Origin of the sequence: Streptosporangium sp. CA-135522 (assembly GCF_050949235.1) — a bacterium.
Lineage (GTDB): Bacteria > Actinomycetota > Actinomycetes > Streptosporangiales > Streptosporangiaceae > Streptosporangium.
Genome location: NZ_CP192026.1, coordinates 6,720,703 through 6,743,755, shown reverse-complemented (window position 1 = coordinate 6,743,755; position 23,053 = coordinate 6,720,703). Strand labels below are relative to the sequence as shown.

23 protein-coding genes are annotated in these 23,053 nt (G+C 71.4%); 6 read left to right on the top strand and 17 right to left on the bottom strand.

The window, feature by feature from the left end:
- Positions 1 to 96 precede the first annotated feature (96 nt).
- From ACQPYK_RS32175 to ACQPYK_RS32165, 3 genes are all read right to left on the bottom strand, one after another.
- Entirely contained in the window at positions 97 to 927 is an 831-nt protein-coding gene (locus ACQPYK_RS32175; RefSeq protein ID WP_433239177.1) for an SDR family oxidoreductase, read from the bottom strand.
- A complete protein-coding gene (locus tag ACQPYK_RS32170; protein ID WP_433239174.1) occupies positions 924 to 1,094 on the bottom strand; it encodes a hypothetical protein in 171 nt (56 codons plus the stop codon). The genes ACQPYK_RS32175 and ACQPYK_RS32170 overlap by 4 nt, the downstream gene beginning before the upstream one ends.
- A 156-nt stretch (positions 1,095 to 1,250) precedes the next feature.
- Complete coding sequence (locus ACQPYK_RS32165; protein WP_433258972.1) at positions 1,251 to 1,742, bottom strand: DUF4386 family protein; 492 nt, start codon at positions 1,740 to 1,742, stop codon at positions 1,251 to 1,253.
- Position 1,743: 1 nt separating this feature from the next.
- On the opposite strand from ACQPYK_RS32165, the gene ACQPYK_RS32160 reads away from it, so the two are divergent.
- Positions 1,744 to 2,340: a TetR/AcrR family transcriptional regulator gene (locus tag ACQPYK_RS32160; RefSeq protein WP_433239171.1), complete on the top strand. Its 597-nt coding sequence runs from the start codon at positions 1,744 to 1,746 to the stop codon at positions 2,338 to 2,340.
- 10 nt (positions 2,341 to 2,350) lie between these two features.
- Here ACQPYK_RS32160 and ACQPYK_RS32155 read toward each other — a convergent pair whose 3' ends face one another.
- Entirely contained in the window at positions 2,351 to 2,518 is a 168-nt protein-coding gene (locus ACQPYK_RS32155) for a hypothetical protein (protein WP_433239168.1), read from the bottom strand.
- 123 nt (positions 2,519 to 2,641) lie between these two features.
- Between ACQPYK_RS32155 and ACQPYK_RS32150 the strand changes: the two genes are divergently transcribed.
- Both ACQPYK_RS32150 and ACQPYK_RS32145 read left to right on the top strand, forming a co-directional pair.
- Complete coding sequence (locus tag ACQPYK_RS32150; protein ID WP_433239165.1) at positions 2,642 to 3,646, top strand: phosphotransferase enzyme family protein; 1,005 nt, start codon at positions 2,642 to 2,644, stop codon at positions 3,644 to 3,646.
- Between the two features lie 93 nt (positions 3,647 to 3,739).
- Entirely contained in the window at positions 3,740 to 4,516 is a 777-nt protein-coding gene (locus tag ACQPYK_RS32145) for a class I SAM-dependent DNA methyltransferase (protein WP_433239162.1), read from the top strand.
- Between the two features lie 14 nt (positions 4,517 to 4,530).
- Here ACQPYK_RS32145 and ACQPYK_RS32140 read toward each other — a convergent pair whose 3' ends face one another.
- The 7 genes from ACQPYK_RS32140 to ACQPYK_RS32110 all read right to left on the bottom strand — a co-directional run bounded on the left by ACQPYK_RS32140 (position 4,531) and on the right by ACQPYK_RS32110 (position 12,918).
- Positions 4,531 to 6,159 carry an amidohydrolase gene (locus ACQPYK_RS32140; RefSeq protein WP_433239159.1) on the bottom strand — a complete coding sequence of 543 codons (1,629 nt, stop codon included), beginning with the start codon at positions 6,157 to 6,159 and terminating at the stop codon, positions 4,531 to 4,533.
- Positions 6,160 to 6,273: 114 nt separating this feature from the next.
- Entirely contained in the window at positions 6,274 to 7,689 is a 1,416-nt protein-coding gene (locus tag ACQPYK_RS32135) for an amidase (protein ID WP_433239156.1), read from the bottom strand.
- Positions 7,686 to 8,513 carry an ABC transporter ATP-binding protein gene (locus ACQPYK_RS32130; protein ID WP_433239153.1) on the bottom strand — a complete coding sequence of 276 codons (828 nt, stop codon included), beginning with the start codon at positions 8,511 to 8,513 and terminating at the stop codon, positions 7,686 to 7,688. Before ACQPYK_RS32130 ends, ACQPYK_RS32135 begins: the two co-directional genes overlap by 4 nt.
- Positions 8,506 to 9,474: an ABC transporter ATP-binding protein gene (locus ACQPYK_RS32125; RefSeq protein ID WP_433239150.1), complete on the bottom strand. Its 969-nt coding sequence runs from the start codon at positions 9,472 to 9,474 to the stop codon at positions 8,506 to 8,508. The genes ACQPYK_RS32130 and ACQPYK_RS32125 overlap by 8 nt, the downstream gene beginning before the upstream one ends.
- Positions 9,474 to 10,337, bottom strand: a complete 864-nt coding sequence (locus ACQPYK_RS32120; protein WP_433239147.1) for an ABC transporter permease — start codon at positions 10,335 to 10,337, stop codon at positions 9,474 to 9,476. Before ACQPYK_RS32120 ends, ACQPYK_RS32125 begins: the two co-directional genes overlap by 1 nt.
- Complete coding sequence (locus ACQPYK_RS32115; protein WP_433239144.1) at positions 10,334 to 11,284, bottom strand: ABC transporter permease; 951 nt, start codon at positions 11,282 to 11,284, stop codon at positions 10,334 to 10,336. Before ACQPYK_RS32115 ends, ACQPYK_RS32120 begins: the two co-directional genes overlap by 4 nt.
- An 8-nt stretch (positions 11,285 to 11,292) precedes the next feature.
- The gene (locus ACQPYK_RS32110) at positions 11,293 to 12,918 is read right to left on the bottom strand and encodes an ABC transporter substrate-binding protein (RefSeq protein WP_433239141.1); all 1,626 of its coding nucleotides are present in this window, start codon (positions 12,916 to 12,918) and stop codon (positions 11,293 to 11,295) included.
- Between the two features lie 162 nt (positions 12,919 to 13,080).
- Between ACQPYK_RS32110 and ACQPYK_RS32105 the strand changes: the two genes are divergently transcribed.
- Positions 13,081 to 14,130, top strand: a complete 1,050-nt coding sequence (locus tag ACQPYK_RS32105) for a LacI family DNA-binding transcriptional regulator (protein ID WP_433239138.1) — start codon at positions 13,081 to 13,083, stop codon at positions 14,128 to 14,130.
- A gap of 44 nt (positions 14,131 to 14,174) precedes the next feature.
- Here ACQPYK_RS32105 and ACQPYK_RS32100 read toward each other — a convergent pair whose 3' ends face one another.
- Together ACQPYK_RS32100 and ACQPYK_RS32095 are read right to left on the bottom strand one after the other, a co-directional pair.
- Positions 14,175 to 14,630 carry a DUF3237 domain-containing protein gene (locus tag ACQPYK_RS32100; RefSeq protein ID WP_433239135.1) on the bottom strand — a complete coding sequence of 152 codons (456 nt, stop codon included), beginning with the start codon at positions 14,628 to 14,630 and terminating at the stop codon, positions 14,175 to 14,177.
- Entirely contained in the window at positions 14,627 to 15,868 is a 1,242-nt protein-coding gene (locus ACQPYK_RS32095) for a flavin-dependent oxidoreductase (RefSeq protein ID WP_433239132.1), read from the bottom strand. Before ACQPYK_RS32095 ends, ACQPYK_RS32100 begins: the two co-directional genes overlap by 4 nt.
- 97 nt (positions 15,869 to 15,965) lie before the next feature.
- Between ACQPYK_RS32095 and ACQPYK_RS32090 the strand changes: the two genes are divergently transcribed.
- Complete coding sequence (locus tag ACQPYK_RS32090; protein ID WP_433239129.1) at positions 15,966 to 16,466, top strand: MarR family winged helix-turn-helix transcriptional regulator; 501 nt, start codon at positions 15,966 to 15,968, stop codon at positions 16,464 to 16,466.
- A 206-nt stretch (positions 16,467 to 16,672) separates the two neighbouring features.
- Here the strand turns inward: ACQPYK_RS32090 and ACQPYK_RS32085 are convergent, their stop codons facing one another.
- The 4 genes from ACQPYK_RS32085 to ureA form a co-directional block, all read right to left on the bottom strand.
- On the bottom strand, positions 16,673 to 18,511 hold the full coding sequence (locus ACQPYK_RS32085) for a tetratricopeptide repeat protein (RefSeq protein WP_433239126.1): 1,839 nt from the start codon (positions 18,509 to 18,511) through the stop codon (positions 16,673 to 16,675).
- Positions 18,512 to 18,821: 310 nt separating this feature from the next.
- Positions 18,822 to 19,808, bottom strand: a complete 987-nt coding sequence (locus ACQPYK_RS32080; RefSeq protein WP_433258970.1) for an agmatine deiminase family protein — start codon at positions 19,806 to 19,808, stop codon at positions 18,822 to 18,824.
- 63 nt (positions 19,809 to 19,871) lie between these two features.
- The gene (locus ACQPYK_RS32075) at positions 19,872 to 21,521 is read right to left on the bottom strand and encodes an urease subunit alpha (protein ID WP_433239123.1); all 1,650 of its coding nucleotides are present in this window, start codon (positions 21,519 to 21,521) and stop codon (positions 19,872 to 19,874) included.
- Positions 21,518 to 22,258: an urease subunit gamma gene (ureA, locus tag ACQPYK_RS32070; protein ID WP_433239120.1), complete on the bottom strand. Its 741-nt coding sequence runs from the start codon at positions 22,256 to 22,258 to the stop codon at positions 21,518 to 21,520. Before ureA ends, ACQPYK_RS32075 begins: the two co-directional genes overlap by 4 nt.
- Before the next feature lie 66 nt (positions 22,259 to 22,324).
- Here ureA and ACQPYK_RS32065 point away from each other — a divergent pair, with 66 nt between their 5' ends.
- Positions 22,325 to 22,918 carry a TetR/AcrR family transcriptional regulator gene (locus ACQPYK_RS32065; protein WP_433239117.1) on the top strand — a complete coding sequence of 198 codons (594 nt, stop codon included), beginning with the start codon at positions 22,325 to 22,327 and terminating at the stop codon, positions 22,916 to 22,918.
- The last annotated feature ends 135 nt before the right edge of the window (positions 22,919 to 23,053 follow it).

The window sequence follows — 23,053 nt, the reverse complement described above, 5'->3', positions numbered from 1 at the left end:
GTGGGGGAGTGTCACGGAGCCGCCGCATCGCTCGCGCCGACGATTTGGCGGTCATACCGAAATTTCCTGATATGTCCGGCGCTGGCGCCGGACATATCAGGATGGGGTCTGGGTGGGTGTCACCCCTCTCAGGCCGTCGCGGCCGTAGGCGGGTTCGAGCCAGGGGGAGAAGTCGGGGCCGCGGCGCAGCGAGTGGCCGCCGTCCACGTTGATGACCTGGCCGGTGATCCACGAGGCCTCGGGCGACAGGAGGAAGGCCGCCAGTGCGGCCACGTCCGCCACCTCGCCCACCCTGGGCAGCGGGGTGCAGGCCTGGTAGTCGGCCAGAACCGGGTTCTCCGCGTCGGTGATGATCGACACCATCTCGGTGCGGATCAGGCCGGGACGGATCGCGTTCACCCGGACGCCGCTGGGGCCGAGCTCGTCGGCGGCCAGCATGCACAGGTGGTCGATGCCCGCCTTGGCCACGCCGTACGGACCGAACCAGCGGTGGGTGTTGGAGGCGGCGATCGAGGAGATCGCCACGAACGAGCCGCCGCCCGCCGCGGCCATCAGCGCGCCGGAGTGCTTGAGCGCCAGCATGGTGCCGGTCAGGTTCGTCGCGATGACCTTCTGCCACTCCTCGATCGGCAGCCGGGTGATCGGGCCCAGCCAGCCGGAGCCGCCCGCCGAGGCGACCACCCCGTCCAGGCGGCCGCCCGCGTGCTCCCACGCCCGCCGTACCGCCGCCGCCATCTGCTCCTCGTCGGCCACGTCGGCCACCACGTAGCTCGCCTTGCCGATTTCCGCGCAGGCGGCGGCCAGCCGGTCCTCGGTGCGGCCGCAGATGGTCACGGTGGCGCCCGAGGCGGCAAGGCGCTTGGCGACGCCCAACCCGATGCCGCTGCCGCCGCCGGTGACGAGCACTCCCTGGCCGCCGAGGTTCATGGCTGCTCCCTCCACAACGGTTCGTCGACGGTGAAACCGACCGGGTCGTGCTGCACGAAGGCGAACGGCATCAGCGGGTAGTTCTCGAAGTTGTCGGCCAGGTGCTGCGCCGAGGCGAAGACGCGGCGGGCCTGATCGTCGGCCGGGTCCGGCTTGACCCGGCGCATCGCGCGCGTGGTGTGGCGAACGGGCCCGGGGCGAGCCCGGCCGGCTCCGGCACCCGCACTCCGGCCAGAGGACCTTCAGGCATGGACATCTCCTCGACTCTAAGTCCGTACGACTATCTCAAGCAAGCGCTTGGTAATGCGATGTCGCCGCGGCGATCAGCTGCTGGAGCGATTCGCCGGAGATGTACTCGCTGACGATGTGGGGCCGGTCGCCCTGGACGTCGACGTCCAGGATCTGGGCGGTGCCGAACGGCCCGGCAGGCCGGTGGTCCGCGCCGGCAGGAAGGCGAGGCACAGCGCCCACCCGCTCCAGGCGATATAGCCTGCGAAATTGGCCAGGTCGGCGCCGGGCAGACCGAGCGGCACGAACACTCCCGCCACGATGGTCAGGGCCGAGCCCGTGCCCAGGACGCCGAACCAGCGCGGCCGCCCTGGCAGCGCGGCCAGGAGGAGGACGGTCCACGCGGCGGTGAACAGATAGCCGAGGGTCTCACCGATCCCGGTGCCGAGGTAGCCGTGGAGCGTGGAGAAAACGATCTCCGCCACCTGTGGCTGCCCCGAGTGGGCCAGCACGGGTACGGCGAACGGCCAGCGGAGAAGTCCGAGCACCTGGACCAGCCCGGCCAGCACTCCCGCATGTACCGACAGCGTGGCTGCCGCGCTGGGCGGCAGCCTCCTGCCGAGCAGGACCGCCGCGGGCGGGCTGACGATGCGGGCGCTGGCCGCCCGGGTGGGCCTGACGCCCGGCGCCCTCTACACCTACTTCCCCGACCGCGCGGCGATCGTGACGGCGTTGACCGACAGGCTGCTCAGCGCCGCCGACCTCGGCCTGCTGGAGGACACCGCCAGGGCGCGGGACGAGCGGATCGTCGCGTTCGCGCTGAACCTGCGCGAGGTGCTGATGCGCCACCCCGGGGCGGTGTCCTCGATCCTCGGCGCCGCATTCACCGGCCCCGTCGCGCTACGGGTCGGCGAAAGCCTGCTCGCGGCGCTGCCGGATCCACGCGCCGCCTACACCGTCATGGTCTACGTCCTGGGTGCGATCGCACTGGAGGCGGCCGAGATCGAGGGAGCGGGCCCGGACGCCGTCGCACCGGAGGCCGAGCGGATCGCCGCCCGCAGGTCCGCCTTCGCCGTCGATCCCGGGGCCTTCCCACGCACGCACGCGGCGGCCGACGCCATCGCCGCGTACGTCTCCACCGAACAGTTCCGCTGGGGCCTCGAGCGGGTCCTGTCCGGGCTCTAGGCGTACTCGGTCATGACGTCGGTGACAGGCGGCTGATCGGTGGAAGACCGTCGAGGCGGACGCGCCGGACCGGCAGGGTACGGCCGTGCGGGGTCAGGCGGGCGTCGGCGTGGGCCATGAAGACCTCCGGTTGAGCGGTGAGGGCGGCGATCTCCACCACATCCGGAGGTCTTCTCATCGATCAAGCATCAACTACGGTGTGTCACCAACCTGCCGACCAAGTGCACCGACCAGCGTGATGCCGCGTGCGGCGAGGTCTCGGATAGGATCCGGACCTTCGCGTGATTTACACGGAGGACCGATGCAGGCCCACGACCTGTCCGCCGGGGGCGAGGTGCTGGCCCGCGTGCACGAGGCCGCCCGCGAGGCGGTGCGGATCCACGGCCTGCCGGAGGCCGAGGTCACGCTGATCAACGTGTCGGAGAACGCCACCTACCGGGTGGACGACCCGGCCACCGGGGCGCGGTCCATCCTGCGCGTGCACCGTCTCGGCTACCACGCCGTCCCGGCGATCCTGTCGGAGCTGGCCTGGCTGGAGGCGCTCCGCGGGGAGGCCGGGGTCCACACCCCCCGGGTGATCCCGGCGCCGGGTGGGGCCAGGGTGCTGACCGTCCCCGGCGCGCAGCCCCGTGACTGCGTGATGTTCGAGTTCCTGCCCGGGGCGGAGCCGCCGCCGGAGCGGCTGGTGGCCGACTTCGAACGGCTCGGAGAGGTCACCGCCCGGATGCACCGGCACGCGCGGGGCTGGCGGCCTCCGGCGGGGTTCACCCGCTTCCACTGGGACTACGACGCCGCCCTCGGCGCCGAGTCGCGGTGGGGCCGTTGGCGGGACGGCGTGGGGGTGGACGCGGCGGCGGCGACCCTCCTGGACCGCCTCGACAAGGAACTGCGCGAACGGCTGCGCCGGTTCGGTCGTGACGCCGGCCGCTACGGCCTGATCCACGCCGACCTGCGCCTGGCCAACCTGCTGGTGGTGGATGACGAGTCGCCCAGCGTCATCGACTTCGACGACTGCGGCTTCGGCTGGTACCTCTACGACCTGGCCGCGGCGCTCAGCTTCATCGAGGACCACCCCCGGGTCCCCGAGATGGTCACCTCCTGGGTGCGGGGCTACCGGGCCGTGCTCGACCTGCCCGCCGAGGACGAGGCCGAGATCTGGACCTTCGTCATGTTCCGCCGTCTGCTGCTGGTCGCCTGGATCGGTACGCACACCGGCGTCGACATCGCCGCCGAACTCGGCGCCGGCTACACCGAGGGCACCTGCGAGCTGGCCGAACGGTTCCTGTCGGGGATGGGGGAATGGTAGGCCGCCGCTCCCGCCGGCGTCGGCGGGAACCGGTTCGATCACGGTGAGGTAACATCTCGTTGCCCAGAGTATCGACCTCACCCGGGGAGAGGCATGCACAACCGCAACCGCGCCGGCATCGCCCACCAGATCGGCTACGCGATCCGCCATCCCGAGCGGATCCCGCCCCACCTGAGGAGATTGGCCAGGGACGCCTGGCTGCGCCTGCGCACCCGCGACCACGTCGGCTACTACCGGGCCGTCATGAAGTCCGACACCACCCGCGGCTCGGAGTCGGCCGTGGGCAGCAAGTCGCACAGACGCTGGCTCGCCATGGGCAAGCTGCAGTTCGACTACCTGGTACGGCACGGGCTGAAGCCGGACCACCGCCTGCTGGAGATCGGCTGCGGCAACCTGCGGGCCGGGCGCCTGTTCATCGACTACCTGGACACCGGCAACTACTACGGCATCGACATCTCCCCCGACATCCTGATCGCCGCCCAGGACACCCTCGCCGGTCACGGTCTGCGCGACAAGCTGCCCCACCTCATGCCCGTGGGAAACCTGTGCTTCGCCGCCCTGCCCGACGAGGCCTTCGACGTGGTCCACGCCCACAGCGTCTTCTCCCACTCCCCGCTCCAGGTGATCGAGGAGTGCTTCCAGCACGTCGGCCGGATCATGAAGCCCGACGGCTGGTTCGACTTCACCTTCGACGCCACGGAGGGGGAGGAGCACCATGTCCTCCACGAGGACTTCTACTACCGCACCTCGACCCTGACCGCCCTGGCCGGCCGGTACGGCCTGCACGCGACTTTCATGGACGACTGGGAGAAGCTCCCCTCCAAACAGTCCAAGATCCGCATCACGCTCGGACCGCCCGGCGGCGGGTGACGCCGGGCGGCGGCTCAGAAGGCCGGATCGGTGTGGACCCGGTGGCCTTCGACATAGGTGGCCAACACCGACGTCTCGGCGAGTTCGCCGGCCGGGATCGCGCACGGGTCACGGTCGGTGACCACCAGATCGGCGAGCTTGCCCTCTTCGATCGTGCCGGTCCGCGTGTCGAGGTGGTTCACCCAGGCCGTGCCGATCGTGTAGGCGGACAGTGCGGCCGTCAGGTCGAGACGCTGTCGCGGCAGGAACGCCTCCCGGCTTCCGCCCGGAACCGTACGGTTGACCGCGACGTGGATGCCCCAGAACGGGTCGGGGCTGCTGACCGGCCAGTCGCTTCCCGCCGCGAGCCGGGCGCCGGTTCGGGCCAGATCCCCGAAGGGATACTGCCAGCCGGCGAGTTCCGGGCCGAGGAACGGGATGGTCAGCTCGTCCATCTGCGGCTCGTGCGCCGCCCACAGCGGCTGGATGTTGGCGGTGATCCCCAGGGCGGCGAACCGCGGTACGTCGGCGGGATGCACGACCTGCAGGTGGGCGATGTGGTGGCGGTGGTCGTTCATGCCGTTGGCGGCGCGCGCGGCCGCGAAGGCGTCGAGGGCCTCACGGGCCGCCCGATCCCCGACGGCGTGCACGTGGACCTGGAAGCCTTCGGCGTCCAGGCGGGTGACGTGCGCGCGCAGCTTCTCCGGGTCGAGGAAGCTGAGTCCCCGGTTGCCGGTGTGGCATCCGCAGCCGTCCAGGTAGGGAGAGGTCATCGCGGCGGTGAAGTTCTCCGCCACGCCGTCCTGCATGATCTTGACGCTGGTGGCGCGGAACCGTCCCACGCCACCTCGGCGCGCGAGCAGTTCGGGGAGCTGCTCCTCGCCCCTTTCGCGATCCCACCACAGCGCGCCGATCACCCGGGCGGTGAGCAGCCCGGATTCGGCCGCGGCCAGGTAGGCCCGCTGGACCTCGGGGCTGACCATCGCGTCCTGCCAGGCCGTCACGCCGACCGAGTGCAGCCGCCGCTGGCCGGCCTGCAGAGCGTGGAGCATCATGTCGGCGGTCGGCTCGGGGACGTGCCGGCCGACCAGGCCTGACGCGCCTTCGTGGAGTGTGCCCTGCGGGGTGCCGTCGGCCTCCCGCTCGATGCGCCCGTCGGGCGGATCCGGGGTGCCGGCGTCGATTCCGCACAGCTCCAGTGCCCTGGTGTTGACCCAGGCGCCGTGACCGTCCTGGTTGATCAGATGGACGGGCCGGTCGGCGACCACCGCGTCCAGCAGATGCCGGCTGGGCGTGCCGCCGGGAAACCACTCCATGGACCAGCCGCCTCCGGCGATCCACGTCGCCTCGGGATTGGTCTCGGCGTAGGCGCGGACGACCGCGAGGGCCTCGTCGGCGTCACGGGCGTCGTGCAGGTCACACTGGATCATGGTGACGCCGGCGAGGACCGGATGCACGTGGGCGTCCTGGAATCCGGGCAGCAGGGCCCGGCCGGCCAGATCGACGACCTCGGTGGAGGCGCCGATCAGTGGTCGCACCTCCGCGTCACGGCCGACGGCGACGATCAGGCCGTCGCGGACGGCGACCGCTGTGACGGGGGGCCGGGCGGGGCCGAGCGTGTGCACCGGACCGTTGTGGAAGACGAGGTCGGCGGGGGCGGGCATGGGGACTCTCCTCGACATGGGATCAGACATGGGATCAGACGTGGGATCAGGGGGATGGAGCGCTGGGGGTGTCGGGGCAGGGGGCCGGAGCCGGTGAGGGAACGGGCCGGGGGTTCAGAGTGTCTCGGGACGCAGGGCCCAGGGGCGGACACGCTCGACGGCGGCACCGACCTGGAAGACGGTCGCGTCGTCGTAGCTGCGGCCGACGATCTGCACCCCGGTCGGGACGCCGTTGGACGCCCGTCCGGACGGGACGTTGAGAACCGGGCAGCGGCTGGCGACGTTGAAGACCGTCGTCAGCGAGTGCTCCATGTAGTGGCCGAGCTCGACGCCGTTCACGGTCAGTTTCGTGTCGACGTAGTCCTCGCCCGCACGGAGGGCGGGCGCTCCGGCGGTCGGGCAGATCAGGGCGTCGTAGCGGTCCAGCAGCGCGCCGATGACCGCGTAGATCGCCGCCTCCATTTCCAGCCCGGCCAGGAAACCGTCCCGCTCGGCCGCGGCCCGGGACTCCGCGGCGAAGGTGAGGGCGTAGCGGGTCAGCCTGTCGCCGTGCTCGGCCGCGACGCCGGCGACCATGGGGCCGAAGATGGTGCCGAAGTGGATGAACGCGGCGCGCATGACGTCGGCGCGGCGCAGGCCGACCTCCACCTCCTCGACGATCGCCCCGGCCGCCGTCAGGGCGTCGGCCACGGCCCGGGTGTTGGCCGCGACGTCGGGTTCGATCTCCCAGTCGCCCAGGTTGGGGGCGTAGGCGATGCGGAGCCCGGTGACGTCTCCGAGCCGGCCGGGGATGCGGACCGCCGGGCGGAGAGAGACCACGTCGCCGGGGTGCGGACCGACGATGACGTTCTGCAGCAGCGCGCAGTCGGCGACGGTACGGGCCATCGGCCCGTCATGGCAGTAGTGGTCGAGGTTGAAAGGAGGCATCGCCGGCACCCGGCCGTAGGGCGGTTTGTACCCGACCGTGCCGGTGGCCGAGGCGGGCAGGCGGATGGAGCCGCCGATGTCGGAGCCGGTGGCGAGCGTGGCCGTACCGGAGGCGAGTGCCGCGCCCGAGCCGCCCGAGGAGCCGCCAGGTGAGTAGTCCAGGTTCCACGGGTTACGGGTGATCCCCCAGATCCGGGAGTGCGTGAACGCCGCGCAGCAGAACTCGGGCGTCGTGGTGCGGGCGTGGATGATCCCGCCGGCGGCCAGCACCCGTTCGAGGACCGGATGGGTCTGCTCGGCCACATGGCCGGCGTAGGCGAGCGAGCCGTCCGTCGCCAACCGTCCGGCGATCGGCTGCTCGTCCTTCGCGGCCACCGGGAGCCCTTCCAGCGGTCGTGGTGAGCCGCCGTCGCGGTAGGCGCGCTCGGCCTGCCCCGCCTGGACGAGGGCGTCTTCGAAAGTGCGCTCGCTCAATGCGTTGACCTGTGGCTCGACGGCTTCGGCCCGTTCGATGACGGCGGTCATCAGCTCGACAGGAGACAGCTTCCGGGAACGGAACAGCCGCAGGGCCTCGGTCGCGGGAAGGTAGGCGAGGTCGGTCATGGGGACTCCTTCAGGGCGGCTGCGAGGGCACGCCGGTCGGCTGCGATCTGGGCGGGGTCCCAGCCGCGCCGGGGCACCGAGTGCAGCAGCAGGCGGGTGTAGGGATGTCGAGGGGCGGACAGCACCTGCCGGGTCGGACCGGACTCGACCACCTGTCCCCGGTAGAGCACGAGCATGTCGTCGGCGACATGCCGGGCGAGTGCCAGGTTGTGGGTGACGAACAGGTACCCGACGCCGGTGTCACGGCGGATCTCCGCCAGCAGGCCGAGGATCTGCGCCTGGATGGACACATCGAGCGCGGCGGTCGCCTCGTCCAGGATCAGCACCTTCGGCTCGGTCGCCAGCGCGCGGGCGAGCGCGACCCGCTGGCGCTGGCCGCCGGACAGCCGCCGGGGGAGCGCGTTCGCCTCCCGCTCGCCGAGTCCCACCTGCGCCAGCAATTCGTCGCGGCGCGAGCGCCGCTGCTGCGGGCTCAGTGCGAAGTGCAGGTTCAGCGGTTCCTCGACGCACCGGGCGACGGTGACGCGAGGGTCCAGCGAGAGGTAGGGGTCCTGGAAGACCATCTGGATCTCCCGGGCACGGGCCAGCCTGGTCGCCCTGCCGCGGGTGGTGTCCGAACGGTCCCGCCCGCCGACGCGGATCCGGCCGGCGTCCGGCCGCTCCAGGCCGACGAGCATCCGCGCCGTCGTGGTCTTTCCCGATCCCGACTCGCCCACGACGGCCAGGCAGCCGCCCGGCCGGAGCGAGAAGGAGACGTCGTCGACGGCCACATGGTCGCCGAACGACTTGCGCAGGCCCTCGACCTGCAGCGCGTACTCACTCATTTACCAGCTCCTCCACCCGCAGACAGGCCACGTGAGCGCCGTCGACCTCCCGCCGGACGGGTTCGTGCTCGCCGCAGCGGGGCTGTGCGTGGGCGCAGCGGACCGCGAAGGCGCATCCCGGCGGAGCCTCGGCGAGCGACACCGGACGTCCCGGAACACCGCGCGGGGGCCGGTTCGAGTCCAGCCGCGGGGTCGAGGCCAGCAGCGCCGCGGTGTACGGATGGCGGGGCCGGTCGAAGAGCCCGCCGGTGGGCTGGGTCTCCACGATCCGTCCCGCGTACATCACGTAGATGCGGTCGCAGATCGCAGCGGCCAGGTCCAGGTCATGGGTGACGAAGAGCATCCCCATGGCGCGTTCGGTCCGCAGCCCGGTGAGGATCGAGACGACCTCGGCCTGGGTGGTGACGTCCAGCGCCGTGGTGGGCTCGTCGGCCAGCAGCAGCCGGGGTTCTCCGGCGAGCGCGCCGGCGATCATCACCCGCTGGAGCATGCCGCCGGAGAACTCGTGCGGACGGCTGCGCAGAGCGGTGCGCGGGTCACGGATTCCGACCGATTCCAGCAGCTCCTCGGCGCGCCGGAGCGCCTCTTTCCGCGACACGCCGCCCGCCCGCATCCCCTCGGTGACGAAGTCGCCGATCCTGTGCAGCGGGTTGATGGAGGCTCGGGGATCCTGGAAGATCATGGAGATCCCGTGGCGGCGTAGCTCGCGGAGCCGGGCGGGAGGCATCGTCAGGACGTCGTCGCCGTCCACCCGCAGGCTTCCGCCGGCCTCGGCCCCCTCGGGGAGCAGTCCCAGCACCGCTCGGCAGGTGACGGACTTGCCGGACCCGGACTCACCGACCAGCCCGACGGTCTCGCCCCGTGCCACGTGCAGTGACACTCCGTCGATGATGGGGCGCGCGGCCCTGCCGGCCGACAGCCGCACGTTCAGGTTCTCGATCTCCAGCAGGGGAGGGGTCATCACCGCTCCCGCCCGGCGACACGGTCGGTGATGGCCTCGCCGACGACGCCGAAGGCGACCACCGCGATCACGATGGTGACACCGGGAGCGAGACCGGGCAGTACCGCGCCCTGGAGCAGGGCGGCGGAGCCGTCGTTGATCATCGCACCCCAGTCGGAGGTAGGCGGCTGGACGCCGAAGCCGAGGAAGGACAGGGCCGCGAGGTCCATGAGCGCGTAACCGAAGTTGATCACGGACTGGGCGAGGACGAGCGGGGCGATGTTGGGGACCAGATGCCTCAGGCAGATCACCCAGCCGGACCAGCCCTGCACCCTGTAGGCCTGGATGTAGGGGCGGGCCTTCTCCTGCAGGGCCACGCTGCGTACCAGCCGGCCGACGTATGGGACGTAGGCGACGCTCATCGCGGCCACCGGCGCCGTCAGCCCGGCGCCGAACATCGCCACCAGCATGATGGCCAGCAGCAGGGAGGGAAAGGAGAAGACGAACTCCATGGCGCGCGACAGCAGGGAGTCGACGACCCCGCCGTGCCAGGCGGCCGCCACCCCGACCAGCATGCCGAGAACCGTGGAAACGCTCACCACCGCCAGCGGTCCGAGCAGGCCGGTCCGGGCGCCGTAGATCAGCCTGGACAGGATGTCGCGGCCCGACTGGTCGGCTCCCAGCGGGTGGTCGGCGCTGAAGCCGCTCAGGGTGGCGGACAGGTCGATGCCGTCGGGGTCGTGCGGCGCGATCAGCGGGGCGAAGACCGCCGCGACGATCAGCACGGCCAGGACGGCGAGGGCGGCCGTGACGAGCCTGTCGCCTCCCGACAGGCGGGTCAGCGGCGCCAGGATCTTGCGTCGGTGGACGGGCGGGGCGGTCATGACGAGCCTCCCTTCGCATGGGACAGACGGGGGTCGATGAGGGGATGGATCACGTCGATGAGGAGGTTGGCGGAGACGAAGGCCAGCACCACCAGCAGGCTGACGGCCTGCACGACAGGGAAGTCCTTGACGGTGACGGAGCCGACGAGCAACTGGCCGACCCCCGAGAGGCCGAAGGCGGTCTCCACGATCGAGGTGCTGACCAGCAGGCCCGCCACGACGGTCCCGGTCACGGTCGTGATCGGGCCGAGGGCGTTGCGCAGCACGTGCCGGCGTATCACCCCCGTGCCGGCGATGCCGCGCGAGCGGGCCACCTCGACGTGCTCGCGTGCCAGTTCCTCCAGCATCGAGGCCCGGGTCACCCGGGCCAGCAGGCCGGTGAAGGTCAGGGCCAGCGCCACGGCGGGGAGCGTCAGGTGGCTGATCCGGTCGCCGAAGCCGGTGCCGTTGCCGAAGGCGGGCAACCAGCCCAGCTGGAGGGAGAACAGCGAGATCAATCCGATCGCGGCGACGAACGCCGGGGTGGCCGTGGCGACGCCCGTGCCGATGAGGACCAGCCGGTCGACGGCGCCCGGTCGCAGCGCGGCCAGCGCTCCGAGCGCCAGTCCCGCGACCAGGATGAGCAGGGTGGCGTAGCCGACGAGCCAGAGCGTCGTCGGCAGCCGGGCGAGGATCAGGCCGGCCACGTCCTGCCGGAACTGCACGGATCGGCCGAAGTCGCCGGTGGCCACACCACCGACCCATTTGACGTACTGGACCAGGAACGGGTCGTTCAGGTGGTACTGCGCCTTGATGGCTTCGATCGCCGCCGGTGACGCCGAGCGGCCTCCCAGGAGAAAGGCGGCCGGGTCGCCGGGGGCGAGGTGGACCGAGCCGAAGACCGCGAATGAGGTGGCGATCAGTGTCGCGATGATTCCGGCGAGCCGGCGAAGGAGGAAATGTGCCATGGCCGGGCTCAGCCGGCCGAGCCCAGAAGGGCGGCCCAGGGATATTGGAGCTGGGCGATGCTCGTCGGCGCGCCCGTGAGCCGGTTGCTGAGGAACATGGTGTGCGGAACCTCGTACAGCGGTATCCAGACCAGATCGCGGACCGCGATCTGCTGCAGTTTCGCGACCGTCTCGGCGCGGGCGGAGGGGTCGGCCTGAGCGTTGGCCCGGTCGAGCAGGGCGTCGTACTCCGGGTTGGAGTAGCCGCCGTAGTTGGCGAAGTTGCCGGTCTGCAGGTTCCCGTAGAACTCCAGCGGATCGGGGGTGGAGTCGTACCAGGTCGTCATCATCAGATCGAGGCCCGCACGCGCCTTCGGGTCGGAGAACAGCGCCGTGTAGGCGTCCGGGGCGACCGCCCTCAGCTCGACGTCCAGGCCGATGGCGCGTCCGGCGGACTGCACCGCGTTGGCGATGACACCGATCTCCGGAGAGAGCGTGCTGGTCGCCATCACGATTTTCCGGCCGCCGGCGCCGGCCTCCTGAATCAGCTTCTTCGCCCCGGGGATGTCCTGGGTGAGGGCGGCAAGCCCGGCGTAGTGGCTCTTGGCCGCCTCCGGGGCGATCGCCCAGGCGCCGATGGCGGCGGGCGCCTTGGCCGGTGTGCCGATCCCGGCCGTGGCGGCCTTGATGATGCCCGTGCGATCGAGTGCCATGGACAGCGCCTTGCGGATCCGAGGATCGCCGAGCGTGCCCTTGAGGTCGGTGGGGATCAGGCTCACGGCCGTGGTGTTGGGCCCGAAGTAGAGCTTTCCGTTGGTGGCGGTGCGCAGCTTGGCGAAGCCGCTGGGCGGCAGCAGATAGCCGCCGTCGACCTCGCCGGCGAGCATCGTGTTGACGCGGGCGGAGGGATCCTGGATGAACACGTTCTTGACCGTGCTCGCCTTGGGGGCGAGCGTTGAGTCCCAGTAGCCGTCGAACTTCTTGAGAGTGATCGACTGCCCCTTCTGCCACCTGTCGAGGGCGAAGGGGCCGGTGCAGTTGACGCCGACGTCCGGAGTGCCGTAGCCCTGCCCGGCCTTGGCCAGGAACGCGGCACTCTCGATGGTCCCGGCGGAGGTGCCCATCTCCTCGTTGAAGAGCTGGTCGGGCCTCTTCAGGCGGACCGTGACCTCCATCGGACCGGTCTTCTCGATCGAGTCGACGTTCCGGAAGGCCGAGATCCAGTAGGAGCCGACCTCGGGTTTCAGGTGGCGGCGCAGGCTGGCGACGACGTCCTCGGCGGTGAGCGCGGAGCCGTCGTGGAAGCGCACGCCCGGGCGGATCGTGTAGACCCAGCGCCTGGGGTCGGGGGAGGCCACGGAGCTGGCCAGGCCCGGCTGCAGCTTCAGGTCGGGGGTGATCCGCATGAGCTGCTCGCACACGTTGGCGAGCACGGTGTTGGGCGGATAGTCGAAGGCGTAGGCGTAGTCCAGGGACTGCGGTTCGGCGTAGAGCGACCAGGTGACCGAGTCCACGGGGCCCTTGGCCGGCGAGGTGTCCTTGGCGATCTCGAAAGCGGCCGAGCCTCCGCCGAGGCCGGCCCGTGGAGTGCCACCGCAGGCGGCGGTCGCGAGCGCGAGCAGCGCGGTCACGACGGCGAGACGGGAGGTGCGCATCAGACCACCTCTTTCTGAACGGGCCGCGACGTTTTGCGCCGTGCGGCTGAGGTGCCAGCGAGTATTGGTGAAGGAACGTTCCTGCACAAGGGTTGGAAGGAACGATTCTGCAACGGTGGGAGGGGTAGCGGATCACGGAGGTCGGATGACAGGATCACGCCCATGAGCCAGTCAGAGCGCAGCTCCGCCTCACGGGTTCGCCTGGTGGACGTGGCCCGTGCCGCGGGGGTCTCCAAGACGACCGTGTCGGACGCGTTGAACGGAGCCGGACGCCTTCCCGCGGCCACCCGCGAGCACGTACGGCAGGTGGCGCGCCGTCTCGGCTACCGCCCGAACGCCACGGCGCGACTGCTGCGCGCCGGGCATACCCGGCTGATCGGCTTCGCGGCCCGGGAGTACGTCGAGGCGCCGTGGGTCTACGCCGAGCTGGCCTACTTCGGGCAGCTCGTCAACGCCACCACCCGAGCGGCCCTGACCCACGGATACGGGGTCGTCCTGCTACCCACCTCCGGGCCGGACGACTGCTGGCTGGACATGCCGCTGGACGGCGTGTTCGTCGTCGACCCGGTCGCGGGGGACCCGATGGTCGGAGACTTCCTCGCGGCGGGCATCCCGGTGGTCTCCGACCGGCGGGCCCTGGCGGAGGCCGCGAGCGGGGTGGGGACGACCGGCCGGTGGATCGACTTCGACCACGGGGGCGCCACACGCCGGGTCCTGGATCATCTGGAGGCCGCCGGCGCCGAGCGGATCGCGGTCATCGCGGCCGCCACCACCGCCTGCTTCCACCATGAGTCGGCCGGCGCCTACCGGGACTGGTGCGCTGAGCGGGGTCGTGAACCCTTCATCGCCCACTCTCCCAGCCCCGGTCTGCAGGGAGTGCTCGACGCCGTCGACGAGCTGCTCGACGGTCCGGCGCCGCCGGACGCGCTCTTCATCCTGGTCGAGGTCAACCCGCCGCTCCTGCTGGACGCGATCCGCAGGCGCGGCCGGTCCGTCCCCGATGACCTGCTGCTCGTCTGTACCACGGAGGACCCGACGGCCCTCTACACGGATCCGCCGATCAGCACGCTCAGCTTCCTGCCCGGGGAGACCGCCGAGGCCGCGGTGGAACTGCTCGTGGACAGCGTCGAAGGCCGCGCGGGAGAGCCCGGTCGTCTCTTCTCGGCCGAGCTCCGGATCCGCGCGTCCTCGGCCTTCACGGCCACCGGGTAGGCCCCGTGCCTCATCTCACCTCGCAGGCGCTCGTAGAGCGCGGCTCATCTCACCTCGTAGGCGTCGTAGAGCACGGCGCCGGGGGTGCGCCTGCCGGACGCGACGGCCAGCGAGCGGTTGAGCCAGTGATATCCAGGCGCTCCGGTCTCGAAACGGCAGAACAGCCGGAAGTAGTATTCGGCGGGGTCCACCTCCTCGCCCCCCGCGAGCCGCGCCATCACCTCGGGTGGGCCGTGCCGGATCCCGCTGGTCTGCAGATAGATCAGGGCGCCGTCACGTGTGCGCAGCGTGTAACGGGTGTCGATGCTCGCGCTCGCGTCCGGGTGCACGACCTGCCAGTCGGCTCCGCCCGGCAGGATCTCACCGGACAGTCGCGGGCCTTCGAAGGAGCCGCCGACGATGTTGATGATCCGGCGGCGGCCCCAGGGGGAGGCGCCGAGTTCCAGGATCGGGTCGAGCTCCACCCGGAAGGTGGCCAGCGGGGTCAGCTCGGGTCTCATGCCGGCGCCACGCCGTAGGAGGGGCGCTCGTTGAGCAGCCGGGGGTCGAAGCCGGCGGTGCGCTTGTAGGCGGCTGCGATGGCCTCGCGCTCGGCCATCGGGATCACGTCCTCGATGTCGGCGAACCCGTCGGGCGCGCGCTCGTGGGCGATTCTCATCACGACCTCCGGCCCCATGCCCCGGTTGGCCAGGCACAGGGCGGTCGTCACGGGCCGCCGCCGCTCCTCGTAGGCGCTCAGAGCCTGCTCGGGGGAGCGGCCGACGGCGAGTTCGTAGGCGAGCACGCGAGCGTCGAGCACCGCCTGGGAGGCGCCGTTGGAGCCGATGGGGTACATCGCGTGGGCGGCGTCGCCGAGCAGGGTCACCCGGCCGTGTGACCAGCGGGGGAGCGGGTCCCGGTCGACCATCGGGTACTCGTAGACGGCCTCGGCCGCCGAGATCAGCCTCGGCACGTCCAGCCAGTCGAACCGCCAGTCGCCGAAGTGGCGCAGGACCTCGGCGGGCTCCACGGACCGATTCCAGTCACCGCGCGCGACGGCCTCGTCCACAGGGCGCTCGGCGATCCAGTTGACCAGACCCGGGGTCGCGTCCTGGATCGGATAGGCGACGAACTTCGCGGTGCCGTCCCCGGCCATGATCATGGAACGGCCGGAGAGGAACGGCCGCGCACGGGACACCCCACGCCACAGGACCAGACCGTTCCACGGCGGCGGCCCCTCGTCCGGGTAGAGCAGGGCTCGAAGCGTCGAATGGATTCCGTCGGCGCCGACGAGCACGTCGCCGGTCAGCTCGCTTTCCCCGCCGGCGGTCGTGAACCGGGCCGACACCGTGCCGCCCTCCTGGTGGAAGCCGGTGAGCGTGTGATCCGGCCGTACCGCGGCCTCGCCCAGCCGCCTGCGCACCTCCGCCAGCAGCAGCATCTGCAGCCGGCCCCGGTGCACCGAGAACTGCGGCCACCGGTATCCGGCGCGCAGGCCGCGAGGCTCGGACCAGATCGGCGAACCGTGGCGGTTGTAGTAGGCGAGCTCCCCGGTGGCCACGCCGATCTCGGCGAGCCGGTCATACAGGCCGAGCTCGGCCAGTTCGCGGACCGCATGGGGAAGCAGGTTGATGCCCACGCCCAGCGGGCGCAGCTCCGCGGCGGCCTCGGCGATCACCACATCGGTCATACCCGCCGCGTGCAGGCTCAGGGCCGTGGCCAGCCCGCCGATGCCGCCACCCACGATGACCACTGACATCCGTACCCTCCCGGGCAAATGTTTTGGCCTTAACTATTTCGGGCTTCATCATCTAGAGTCAGTGGTCCTCGCGCAAGACCCTGAGAAGATCGGACGCATGAACGAATCAGCCGAGAGCTGGTACGAGGCGCACGCGAGAGACCGGGTGGCGGACATGCGGACGCCGGCGGACTCCCGCGCCTTCACGCTCTCCTACAACGTGCTGCAGCTCTCCCAGATGCTGGTCAACGACCTGGAGTCCCGGGTGCACCGGCCACGCGGGCTCACGTTGCCGGGCTTCCGGCTGATGTTCAAACTGTGGCTGCTGGGGCCCACCCAGTCGGCCCGGCTGGCCGAGATGTCGGTGCTGACCCGCTCGGCGGTGTCGAACCTGGTCAACACGCTGGAGCGGGACGGCCTGGTGGAGCGCAGCCGGACCGTCGCCGATCGAAGGCTGGTCTACGTCGATCTCACCGAGAAGGGGCGGGCGATGGTGACCGAAGCCTTCGAGCTCCAGACCCGGCGTGAGCGGTCCTGGTTCAGCGCGCTCGACGAGGACGAACAGGCGCGGTTCGTCGCGATGATGCGGAAGCTGATCGAGTCCCGGCCGCAGGACTGACGCCGGCCCGGCCTACGGCGCCGCGTGGTTCGCCGGGTCGGGGTCGTGCGGGTTCGCCGGGTCAGGGGTGCGCGGTTCGCCGGATCGGGCCGCGTGGTTCGCCGGGTCGGGGTCGTGCGGGTTCGCCGGGTCGGGGTCGTGCGGGTTCGCCGGGTCGGGGCCGGTCCTCGCCGCCGGCCCCGAAGTCTGACGTCACGGCCTGCTCTTCAGCCCGCCAGCTCCCGCTTGATGTCCTCGTCGTCCGGCGCCAGCTCCAGCGCCCGGGTGAGATCGGCCACCGCCTCCTCCTCCCGGCCGGCGGCGCGCAGCGCCATCGCCCGGTTGAACAGCAGCGCGGGGTCCGCCCCGGGTTCGAGGGCGCGGGTGAAGTCGGCCACGGCCGCCCCGGGGTCGCCGGTCTCGAAGGCCAGCATCCCCCGGTTGGCCCAGGCCGCTGCCAGCGACGGGGCACGTTCCAGAGCCTGGTCGAAGGCGGCCCGCGCCTCCTTGTAACGGCCCTGGGCCATCTCGACCTGGCCCAGCGCGCACAGCAGGTACGGGTTGGCGGGGTCCAGCGCGAGCCCGCTCTCCGCGTCGGCCCTGGCCCTGCCGTACTCGCCCAGCGCGGCCAGCAGCCCGGCCCGGTTGGCCAGCCCGTCCACGAACTCCGGGTCCAGCTCCAGCGCGTGGTCCAGATCGACGAGCGCGCCCCGATGGTCTCCGTCGGAGAAACGGATCTCGGCCCGGTTGTAGTACGGCTCGGGGAAGGGCGGGCCGACCCGCATCGCCGTCTCGTAGTCGGCGATCGCCGCCTCCCGCCTGCCCAGCCGGTGCAGCAGATTGCCCCGGTCGATGTAGTAGTCGGGGTAGCCGGGATCGGCCGCGATCACCGCGTCCAGATCCTCCAGTGCCTCCTCTGGACGGCCCAGCATGACGGCCAGCTGCGCCCGGTTGGCCAGCAGCACCAGCCGGTGGATCGGGTGCTCGCCCGGCCGCAGGCCGTGCTCGGCCAGCGCCACCGCCTCCTGGACCAGCTCCAGCGCCTTGGCGGGGTTGCCGAGCCGTACCTCCACCAGCGCCCGGCCGTTGAGGTCGAAACCCAGCTTGAACGCGCGCTCGTGCGGGTCGGGAAGCAGCGTGGAGATGGCGATCGCCTGGTTCACCCAGGCCAGCGCGGCGTTCAGATCGCGCCGTGCCGGGTCGTGGTGGCGGACCTTGAGCATCCCGGTGGCGTAGGCGGCGGCCGCGTGCGTGACGGGGGAGACGCTCCGGCGCCTGGCGAGGTCGAACAACGCCTCGGCCTCCTCCTCGCGGTTCAGCGAGCCGAGCGCGGTCGCGGTGCTGTGCAGGAAGCGCCACCAGATCTCCGGCTCGGCGGCCGGGTCGGTCAGCTCCAGCGCGCGCAGGCCCAGCTCGGCCACAGCGTCGTGACAGCCCGCGTCCAGGCACCACTCCACCGCGAACCGGAACGCCTCCACCGCCTTGCGCGGATCGCCGCCGCGCTCGCGGTGGTAGGGAATCGCCCCGAGCCGCGCGCCGACCGTCCCCTCCCGCTCCAGCTCGTCGGCCCGCGCGTCGTGCTCCTCCGGGCTGAGGGGCTCCTCCGGTACGGCATGCTCGCCTATCACGATGGTCAGCAGTTCCGGGGCGATCCGCCGTCGCAGCACCGCAAGGAACTCGCGGTCGGTGGGGTCGGCCTCGTGGACGTTCTCCACGACGAGCGTCCGCGGTCCGGTCTCCGCCAGGTGCTCGCGGACGAACTCGGCGAGCCCGTTCGCCAGGCGGAGCGTGCGGCGGGGCGCGTGCACCAGGATCCGTTCGGCCCTGGACACATGGTCGGCCACCGACCGGCGCCTGACGGGGATCAGCCCGTGCAGGTCGGGCGCCACGGCGCGCAGCTCTATGTCATAGCGAGAGACCAGCTCCGGCTGGGCGGCGGGCGCCAGGGCCGAGACGATCGCACCCGCCGCGGTGTACGGCCCCCGCAGGCGCCGGTCCCCGTCCACGGGGGGCAGGAGCAGAGGGGGAAGGGGCGGGTTTTCCAGTGGGATCGATCCCCGACTCACCAGTCTCCTTTATGTTGTTCTGAGGTTTTATGTCGTTCTGAGGCCCGGCGCCCATCGCTGGGCGCCGGTTCTGTGATTTCGGTTCAGCCGACGTGCTTGGGACTCGCGGACCCGCGGAGCGGGACGGTGCCAGGCTTGTGAACAATGACGCGCTTCATCGCGATGCCTCTCTTGGAAATAAGAACAAATCGCAAGTATTCGCACTAATCGCTCAGATTGACAAGATCTATTTCTTAGAGTGGCCGGATCCGGACAATCCCATGGACGGCCGGTGAAGACCCGCCTTCCCGCAGCCGTGCCCGGGGGCCGGTCAGGGGCGCGGCTGCTGCTGGGTGATGCAGTGGATCCCGCCGCCGAGGGCGAAGATGGGACGGGCGTCCACTGTCTCGATGGCCCGCTCCGGGAAGAGCTTGGCGAAGATCTCGGCCGCCGCGGCGTCGCGCGGATCGTCGAAGGAGCACAGCAGGGCCAGGCCGTTGGCCAGATAGTGGTTGACGTAGGAGTAGTCGACCAGCTCCCCGTCGGCCTCGCGGGTCTGCGGGGCGATCAGTTCGACGACCTCCAGCCGGCGGCCCCTGGCGTCGGTCGAGGAGCGCAGGATCGCCAGGTTCTCCCGGGTGACCTCATAATCCGGGTGGTCCGGGTCGGGCTGGACGTGGCAGAGCACCAGGCCCGGGCGGGCGAAGGAGGCGAGCAGGTCCACGTGGCCGCTGGTGCCGTACTTGCCGTAGTCGGCGGTGAGACCGCGCGGCAGCCAGATCACCTTCTCCACGCCGATCCGGGCGCCGAGCTCGGTCTCGACCCGCTCCCTGCTCCAGCCGGGGTTGCGCCTGTCGCCGAGCTGCACGGTCTCGGTGACGATGACCGTGCCCTCGCCGTCCACGTGGATGCCGCCGCCTTCGTTGACCATCTCCGAACGGAACCGGGTGGCCCCGGCCCGTTCCAGGACGGCCTCGGCGACCAGGTCGTCCTTGGCGTGGACGTTCCAGCCCCACCCGTTGAAGGTCCAGTCCACCCCGGCAAGGCCACCCCGGCCGTCCACCAGGAAGGTCGGGCCGTTGTCGCGCATCCAGGAGTCGTCCAGCGGCTGCTCCATCACCTCGACCTCGGGAGCCAGCCATCGGGCGGCCGACTCGCGCTCGCCCGGGTCGACCACCATGGTGACCGGCTCGTAGCGGACGATCGTGTTGGCCACGCTCGACCACGCGCGATAGGAGGCCTCGGGGTCGGTGAGCGCGTATCCGGAGACCGGCCAGGACATCCAGGTACGGGTGTGCGGGTGCCACTCCGGCGGCATGAAGAACACGGTTCGGGCTCCTAGTCAGAGGATCGGAGAGAGAGGCGGGCCGGGCAGGGGGTGTCAGAGGAAGTACAGGCGGCTGAGCGAGACCGATTCGGCGGGGGACGAGCGGACCGGGTCGCCGTCGAGGGTGACCTGGCCGAGCGGGTCCACCTGGACGGAGCCGAGCCGGGAGTTGCGGACCAGGTCCGCGGGACCGATGCCGCGGGTGCCCCGCACGCCGACACGGCGGCGGCGGGTCGTCATGTGATCGGCCGCCGCGTCGGCCGCCGCGCCGCTGACGAAGGCCACCGACAGATCCGCGGCGGTCGCGCCGTAGGCTCCGAACTGCGGGCCCAGCACCAGCGGCTCGCAAGTGTCGGTGGAGGCGTTCGGGTCTCCGGTCACACCGTAGGCGGGGAAGCCGGCCTTCAGCACGAGCTGAGGCTTGGCGCCGAAGTGATCCGGCCGCCACAGCACGATGTCGGCCAGCTTGCCCGGTTCCAGCGAGCCGACCTCGTGTGCCAGGCCGTGCGCGATGGCCGGGTTGATCGTCAGCTTGGCCAGGTAGCGCAGCACGCGCTCGTTGTCGTTGCCCTCCGGCGCGCCCAGCTCGCCCTTCATCTTTCCTGCCATCGCGAACGTCCGGCGGACCGTCTCGCCCGCCCGGCCCATGCCCTGGGCGTCGGAGGAGGTGATGCCGATCACCCCGAGGTCGTGCAGCACGTCCTCGGCGCCCATGGTGCCCGCCCGGATCCGGTCCCGGGCCAGCGCGGCGTCCCCCGGCAGCTCGGGCCGGAGCCCGTGCACCGAGACGATCATCCCGTGGTGCTCGGCGACGGCGTCGCGGCCGAAGGGCAGCGTCGGGTTGGTGGAGGAGCCGATGACGTTGGCCACCCCGGCCAGCTTGAGCACGTTCGGCACGTGGCCGCCGCCGCACCCCTCGATGTGGAAGGCGTGGATCGTCCTTCCGGACAGGACCGCGAGGGTGTCCTCCACCGACAGGCACTCGTTGAGGCCGTCGGTGTGCAGGGCCACCTGCACGTCGTGCTCCTCGGCGACCCGCAGCGCGGTGTCCAGCGCACGGGTGTGCGCCCCCATGTCCTCGTGCACCTTGAAGCCGCTGGCGCCGCCCTCGACCAGCGCCTCGACCAGCGGGGCCGCGTGGGAGGAGGAGCCGCGCGCCAGGAAGCCGATGTTCACCGGCCAGGCGTCGAAGGCGTTGAAAGCGTGCCGCAGCGCCCACGGTGAGTTCACCCCGACGCCCCAGACCGGCCCGAACTCCTGGCCGATGATCGTGGTGACGCCGGAGGCGAGGGAGGCCTCCATGATGCGCGGGCTGAGCAGGTGCACGTGGGTGTCGATCGCCCCCGCCGTGGCGATCAGCCCCTCGCCGGACACGATCGTGGTCCCGGTGCCGACCACCACGTCCACGCCGTCCAGGGTGTCGGGGTTGCCGGCCCGGCCGACGGCGTGGATGCGCCCCTCGCGCACCCCGATCGAGGCGGTCCGCACGCCCAGGAACGGATCGAGGATCAGCACGTTGCTGATCACCAGGTCACAGGTCTCCCCGATCGAGGCGGCCTTCAGGTGCAGGCCGTCGCGGGCGGTCTTGCCGAACCCGGCGAGAAACTCCTCCCCGGGCTTCTGCGAGTCGTGCTCGACCTCGACGACCAGGCCGGAGTCGCCGAGCCTGACCCGATCTCCCCTACGGGGGCCGTAGACGCTCATCGTCCGTCCTCTCCCGTCACTCGTTCTCCGCCCGTGGGCTCGCTTCCCAGATAGCCGCAGGCCCGCGCCTTCCCCATGGCCCGTTCGAACGCGCCGGGCGCGTCCAGTGGCCCGTCCACCAGCCCGGCGAACCCGATCGCCACCCGGGCGCCGCCGATCGGGACCAGCCTCGCCGTACGGCTCTCGCCCGGATCGAACCGGACGGTGGATCCCGCCGGAACGGCCAGCCGGCGTCCGTATCCGGCGGCCCGGTCGAACCGGAGCCGGGGGTTGACCTCGAAGAAGTGGAAGTGCGAGGTGACGCTGATCGGTACGGTCGCGGTGTTGAACACCTCGATCTCGACGATTTCCGCGCCGGCGCCCTTCTCGGCGTCCTCACCGGGGGACGGGGACGCCGCGATCACCGCGCCGGGAGCCTCGGCCCCGAGCGAGCCGCCGCCGAACGGGTCGGTCACCACGGCCAGCCGGGTGCCGTCGTCGAAGACCGCCTCGACCATCACCTCGGTGACGACGTCGGCAACGCCGGGCAGCACGTCGTCCGGGCCGAGCGCCCGGCGGCCGGCCTCGACGGCCTCGGCCAGCCGCACCCCGTCGCGCGCGGCCTCGCAGACCGTGTCCGCGATCAGCGCGGTGGCCTCCGGCACGTTCAGCCGCAAACCTCTCGCCTTCCTGGCGCGCGCCAGCCCGGCCGCCGTGAACAGCAGCAGGCGATCGCGCTCCGCAGGTGTCAGCCGCACAGCCGCCCCCCTTTTAGAACCGTTTTCAAACTTAGAGCAGTATTCTAAACCTGTACGGTAGGTGTCATGACTGCGAAGCTGGAGCGCCCCGACGTGCGAGCGCACGTGCTGCGAGCGGCGCTGCTGGCGATCGACGAGGTGGGGCCCGAGCGGCTGCGGGTGCGCGACATCGCCGAGCGGGCGGGCATGAGCAGCGGTCACGTCATGTATTACTTCGGCAAGCGCGACCGGATCCTCGTCTCGACGCTGCTGCTCAGCGAGGACGAGCTGGCCGAGCGCCGGACGGCGGAGCTCGCGGCCGTCACCGACCCCGGTCAGGCGCTCGGCCGCCTGGCGGAGCTGTATCTCCCCGGCGGCCCGAGAGACGTCCGCTGGCGGCTGTGGGCCCAGGTCATCGCCCGCCCGCCGCAGGACGAGGAGACGCTCGCCAGGATCGCCGGATTCATGGGCACCTGGGTGCGAGAGCTGGCCGGCATCGTGACCCGGGGCGCGGCGGAGGGGCTGTGGCGGCCGGTGGACGACCCGGAGGACTACGCCACGCGAATGTGCCGGATCATGGACAGTCTCGCCGCCGACGTGCTGCTCGGACTGCCCGGCCGGGGTCCCCGCTGGGCTCACGAGCAGGCCGTGAAGGCGATCTGGCGGGAACTGCGCCCCTGACCGCCGGACCCGGCGCCCGCCGGGATGGGCGAGCGGCCGGACGGCCGGATGGGCGAGGTGGGTGAATGGTCGGGCGGCCGGATGGCCGAGGTTGGTGAGTGGCCGGGCGGCCGAGATGGGCGACCGCCGGGAATC

What these genes read in the sequence shown, in the direction of transcription:
- ACQPYK_RS32080 (WP_433258970.1), bottom strand. Translation starts at nt 19,808, where the DNA reads ATGCCGCCGGAGTGGCACCCGCACACCCGTACCTGGATGTCCTGGCCG.
- ACQPYK_RS32175 (WP_433239177.1), bottom strand. Translation starts at nt 927, where the DNA reads ATGAACCTCGGCGGCCAGGGAGTGCTCGTCACCGGCGGCGGCAGCGGC.
- ACQPYK_RS32130 (WP_433239153.1), bottom strand. Translation starts at nt 8,513, where the DNA reads ATGAGTGAGTACGCGCTGCAGGTCGAGGGCCTGCGCAAGTCGTTCGGC.
- ACQPYK_RS32100 (WP_433239135.1), bottom strand. Translation starts at nt 14,630, where the DNA reads ATGAGACCCGAGCTGACCCCGCTGGCCACCTTCCGGGTGGAGCTCGAC.
- ACQPYK_RS32155 (WP_433239168.1), bottom strand. Translation starts at nt 2,518, where the DNA reads ATGAGAAGACCTCCGGATGTGGTGGAGATCGCCGCCCTCACCGCTCAA.
- ACQPYK_RS32115 (WP_433239144.1), bottom strand. Translation starts at nt 11,284, where the DNA reads ATGGCACATTTCCTCCTTCGCCGGCTCGCCGGAATCATCGCGACACTG.
- ACQPYK_RS32090 (WP_433239129.1), top strand. Translation starts at nt 15,966, where the DNA reads ATGAACGAATCAGCCGAGAGCTGGTACGAGGCGCACGCGAGAGACCGG.
- ACQPYK_RS32145 (WP_433239162.1), top strand. Translation starts at nt 3,740, where the DNA reads ATGCACAACCGCAACCGCGCCGGCATCGCCCACCAGATCGGCTACGCG.
- ACQPYK_RS32065 (WP_433239117.1), top strand. Translation starts at nt 22,325, where the DNA reads ATGACTGCGAAGCTGGAGCGCCCCGACGTGCGAGCGCACGTGCTGCGA.
- ACQPYK_RS32105 (WP_433239138.1), top strand. Translation starts at nt 13,081, where the DNA reads ATGAGCCAGTCAGAGCGCAGCTCCGCCTCACGGGTTCGCCTGGTGGAC.
- ACQPYK_RS32125 (WP_433239150.1), bottom strand. Translation starts at nt 9,474, where the DNA reads ATGACCCCTCCCCTGCTGGAGATCGAGAACCTGAACGTGCGGCTGTCG.
- ACQPYK_RS32150 (WP_433239165.1), top strand. Translation starts at nt 2,642, where the DNA reads ATGCAGGCCCACGACCTGTCCGCCGGGGGCGAGGTGCTGGCCCGCGTG.
- ACQPYK_RS32095 (WP_433239132.1), bottom strand. Translation starts at nt 15,868, where the DNA reads ATGTCAGTGGTCATCGTGGGTGGCGGCATCGGCGGGCTGGCCACGGCC.
- ACQPYK_RS32135 (WP_433239156.1), bottom strand. Translation starts at nt 7,689, where the DNA reads ATGACCGACCTCGCCTACCTTCCCGCGACCGAGGCCCTGCGGCTGTTC.
- ACQPYK_RS32170 (WP_433239174.1), bottom strand. Translation starts at nt 1,094, where the DNA reads ATGCGCCGGGTCAAGCCGGACCCGGCCGACGATCAGGCCCGCCGCGTC.
- ACQPYK_RS32140 (WP_433239159.1), bottom strand. Translation starts at nt 6,159, where the DNA reads ATGCCCGCCCCCGCCGACCTCGTCTTCCACAACGGTCCGGTGCACACG.
- ACQPYK_RS32075 (WP_433239123.1), bottom strand. Translation starts at nt 21,521, where the DNA reads ATGAGCGTCTACGGCCCCCGTAGGGGAGATCGGGTCAGGCTCGGCGAC.
- ACQPYK_RS32110 (WP_433239141.1), bottom strand. Translation starts at nt 12,918, where the DNA reads ATGCGCACCTCCCGTCTCGCCGTCGTGACCGCGCTGCTCGCGCTCGCG.
- ACQPYK_RS32120 (WP_433239147.1), bottom strand. Translation starts at nt 10,337, where the DNA reads ATGACCGCCCCGCCCGTCCACCGACGCAAGATCCTGGCGCCGCTGACC.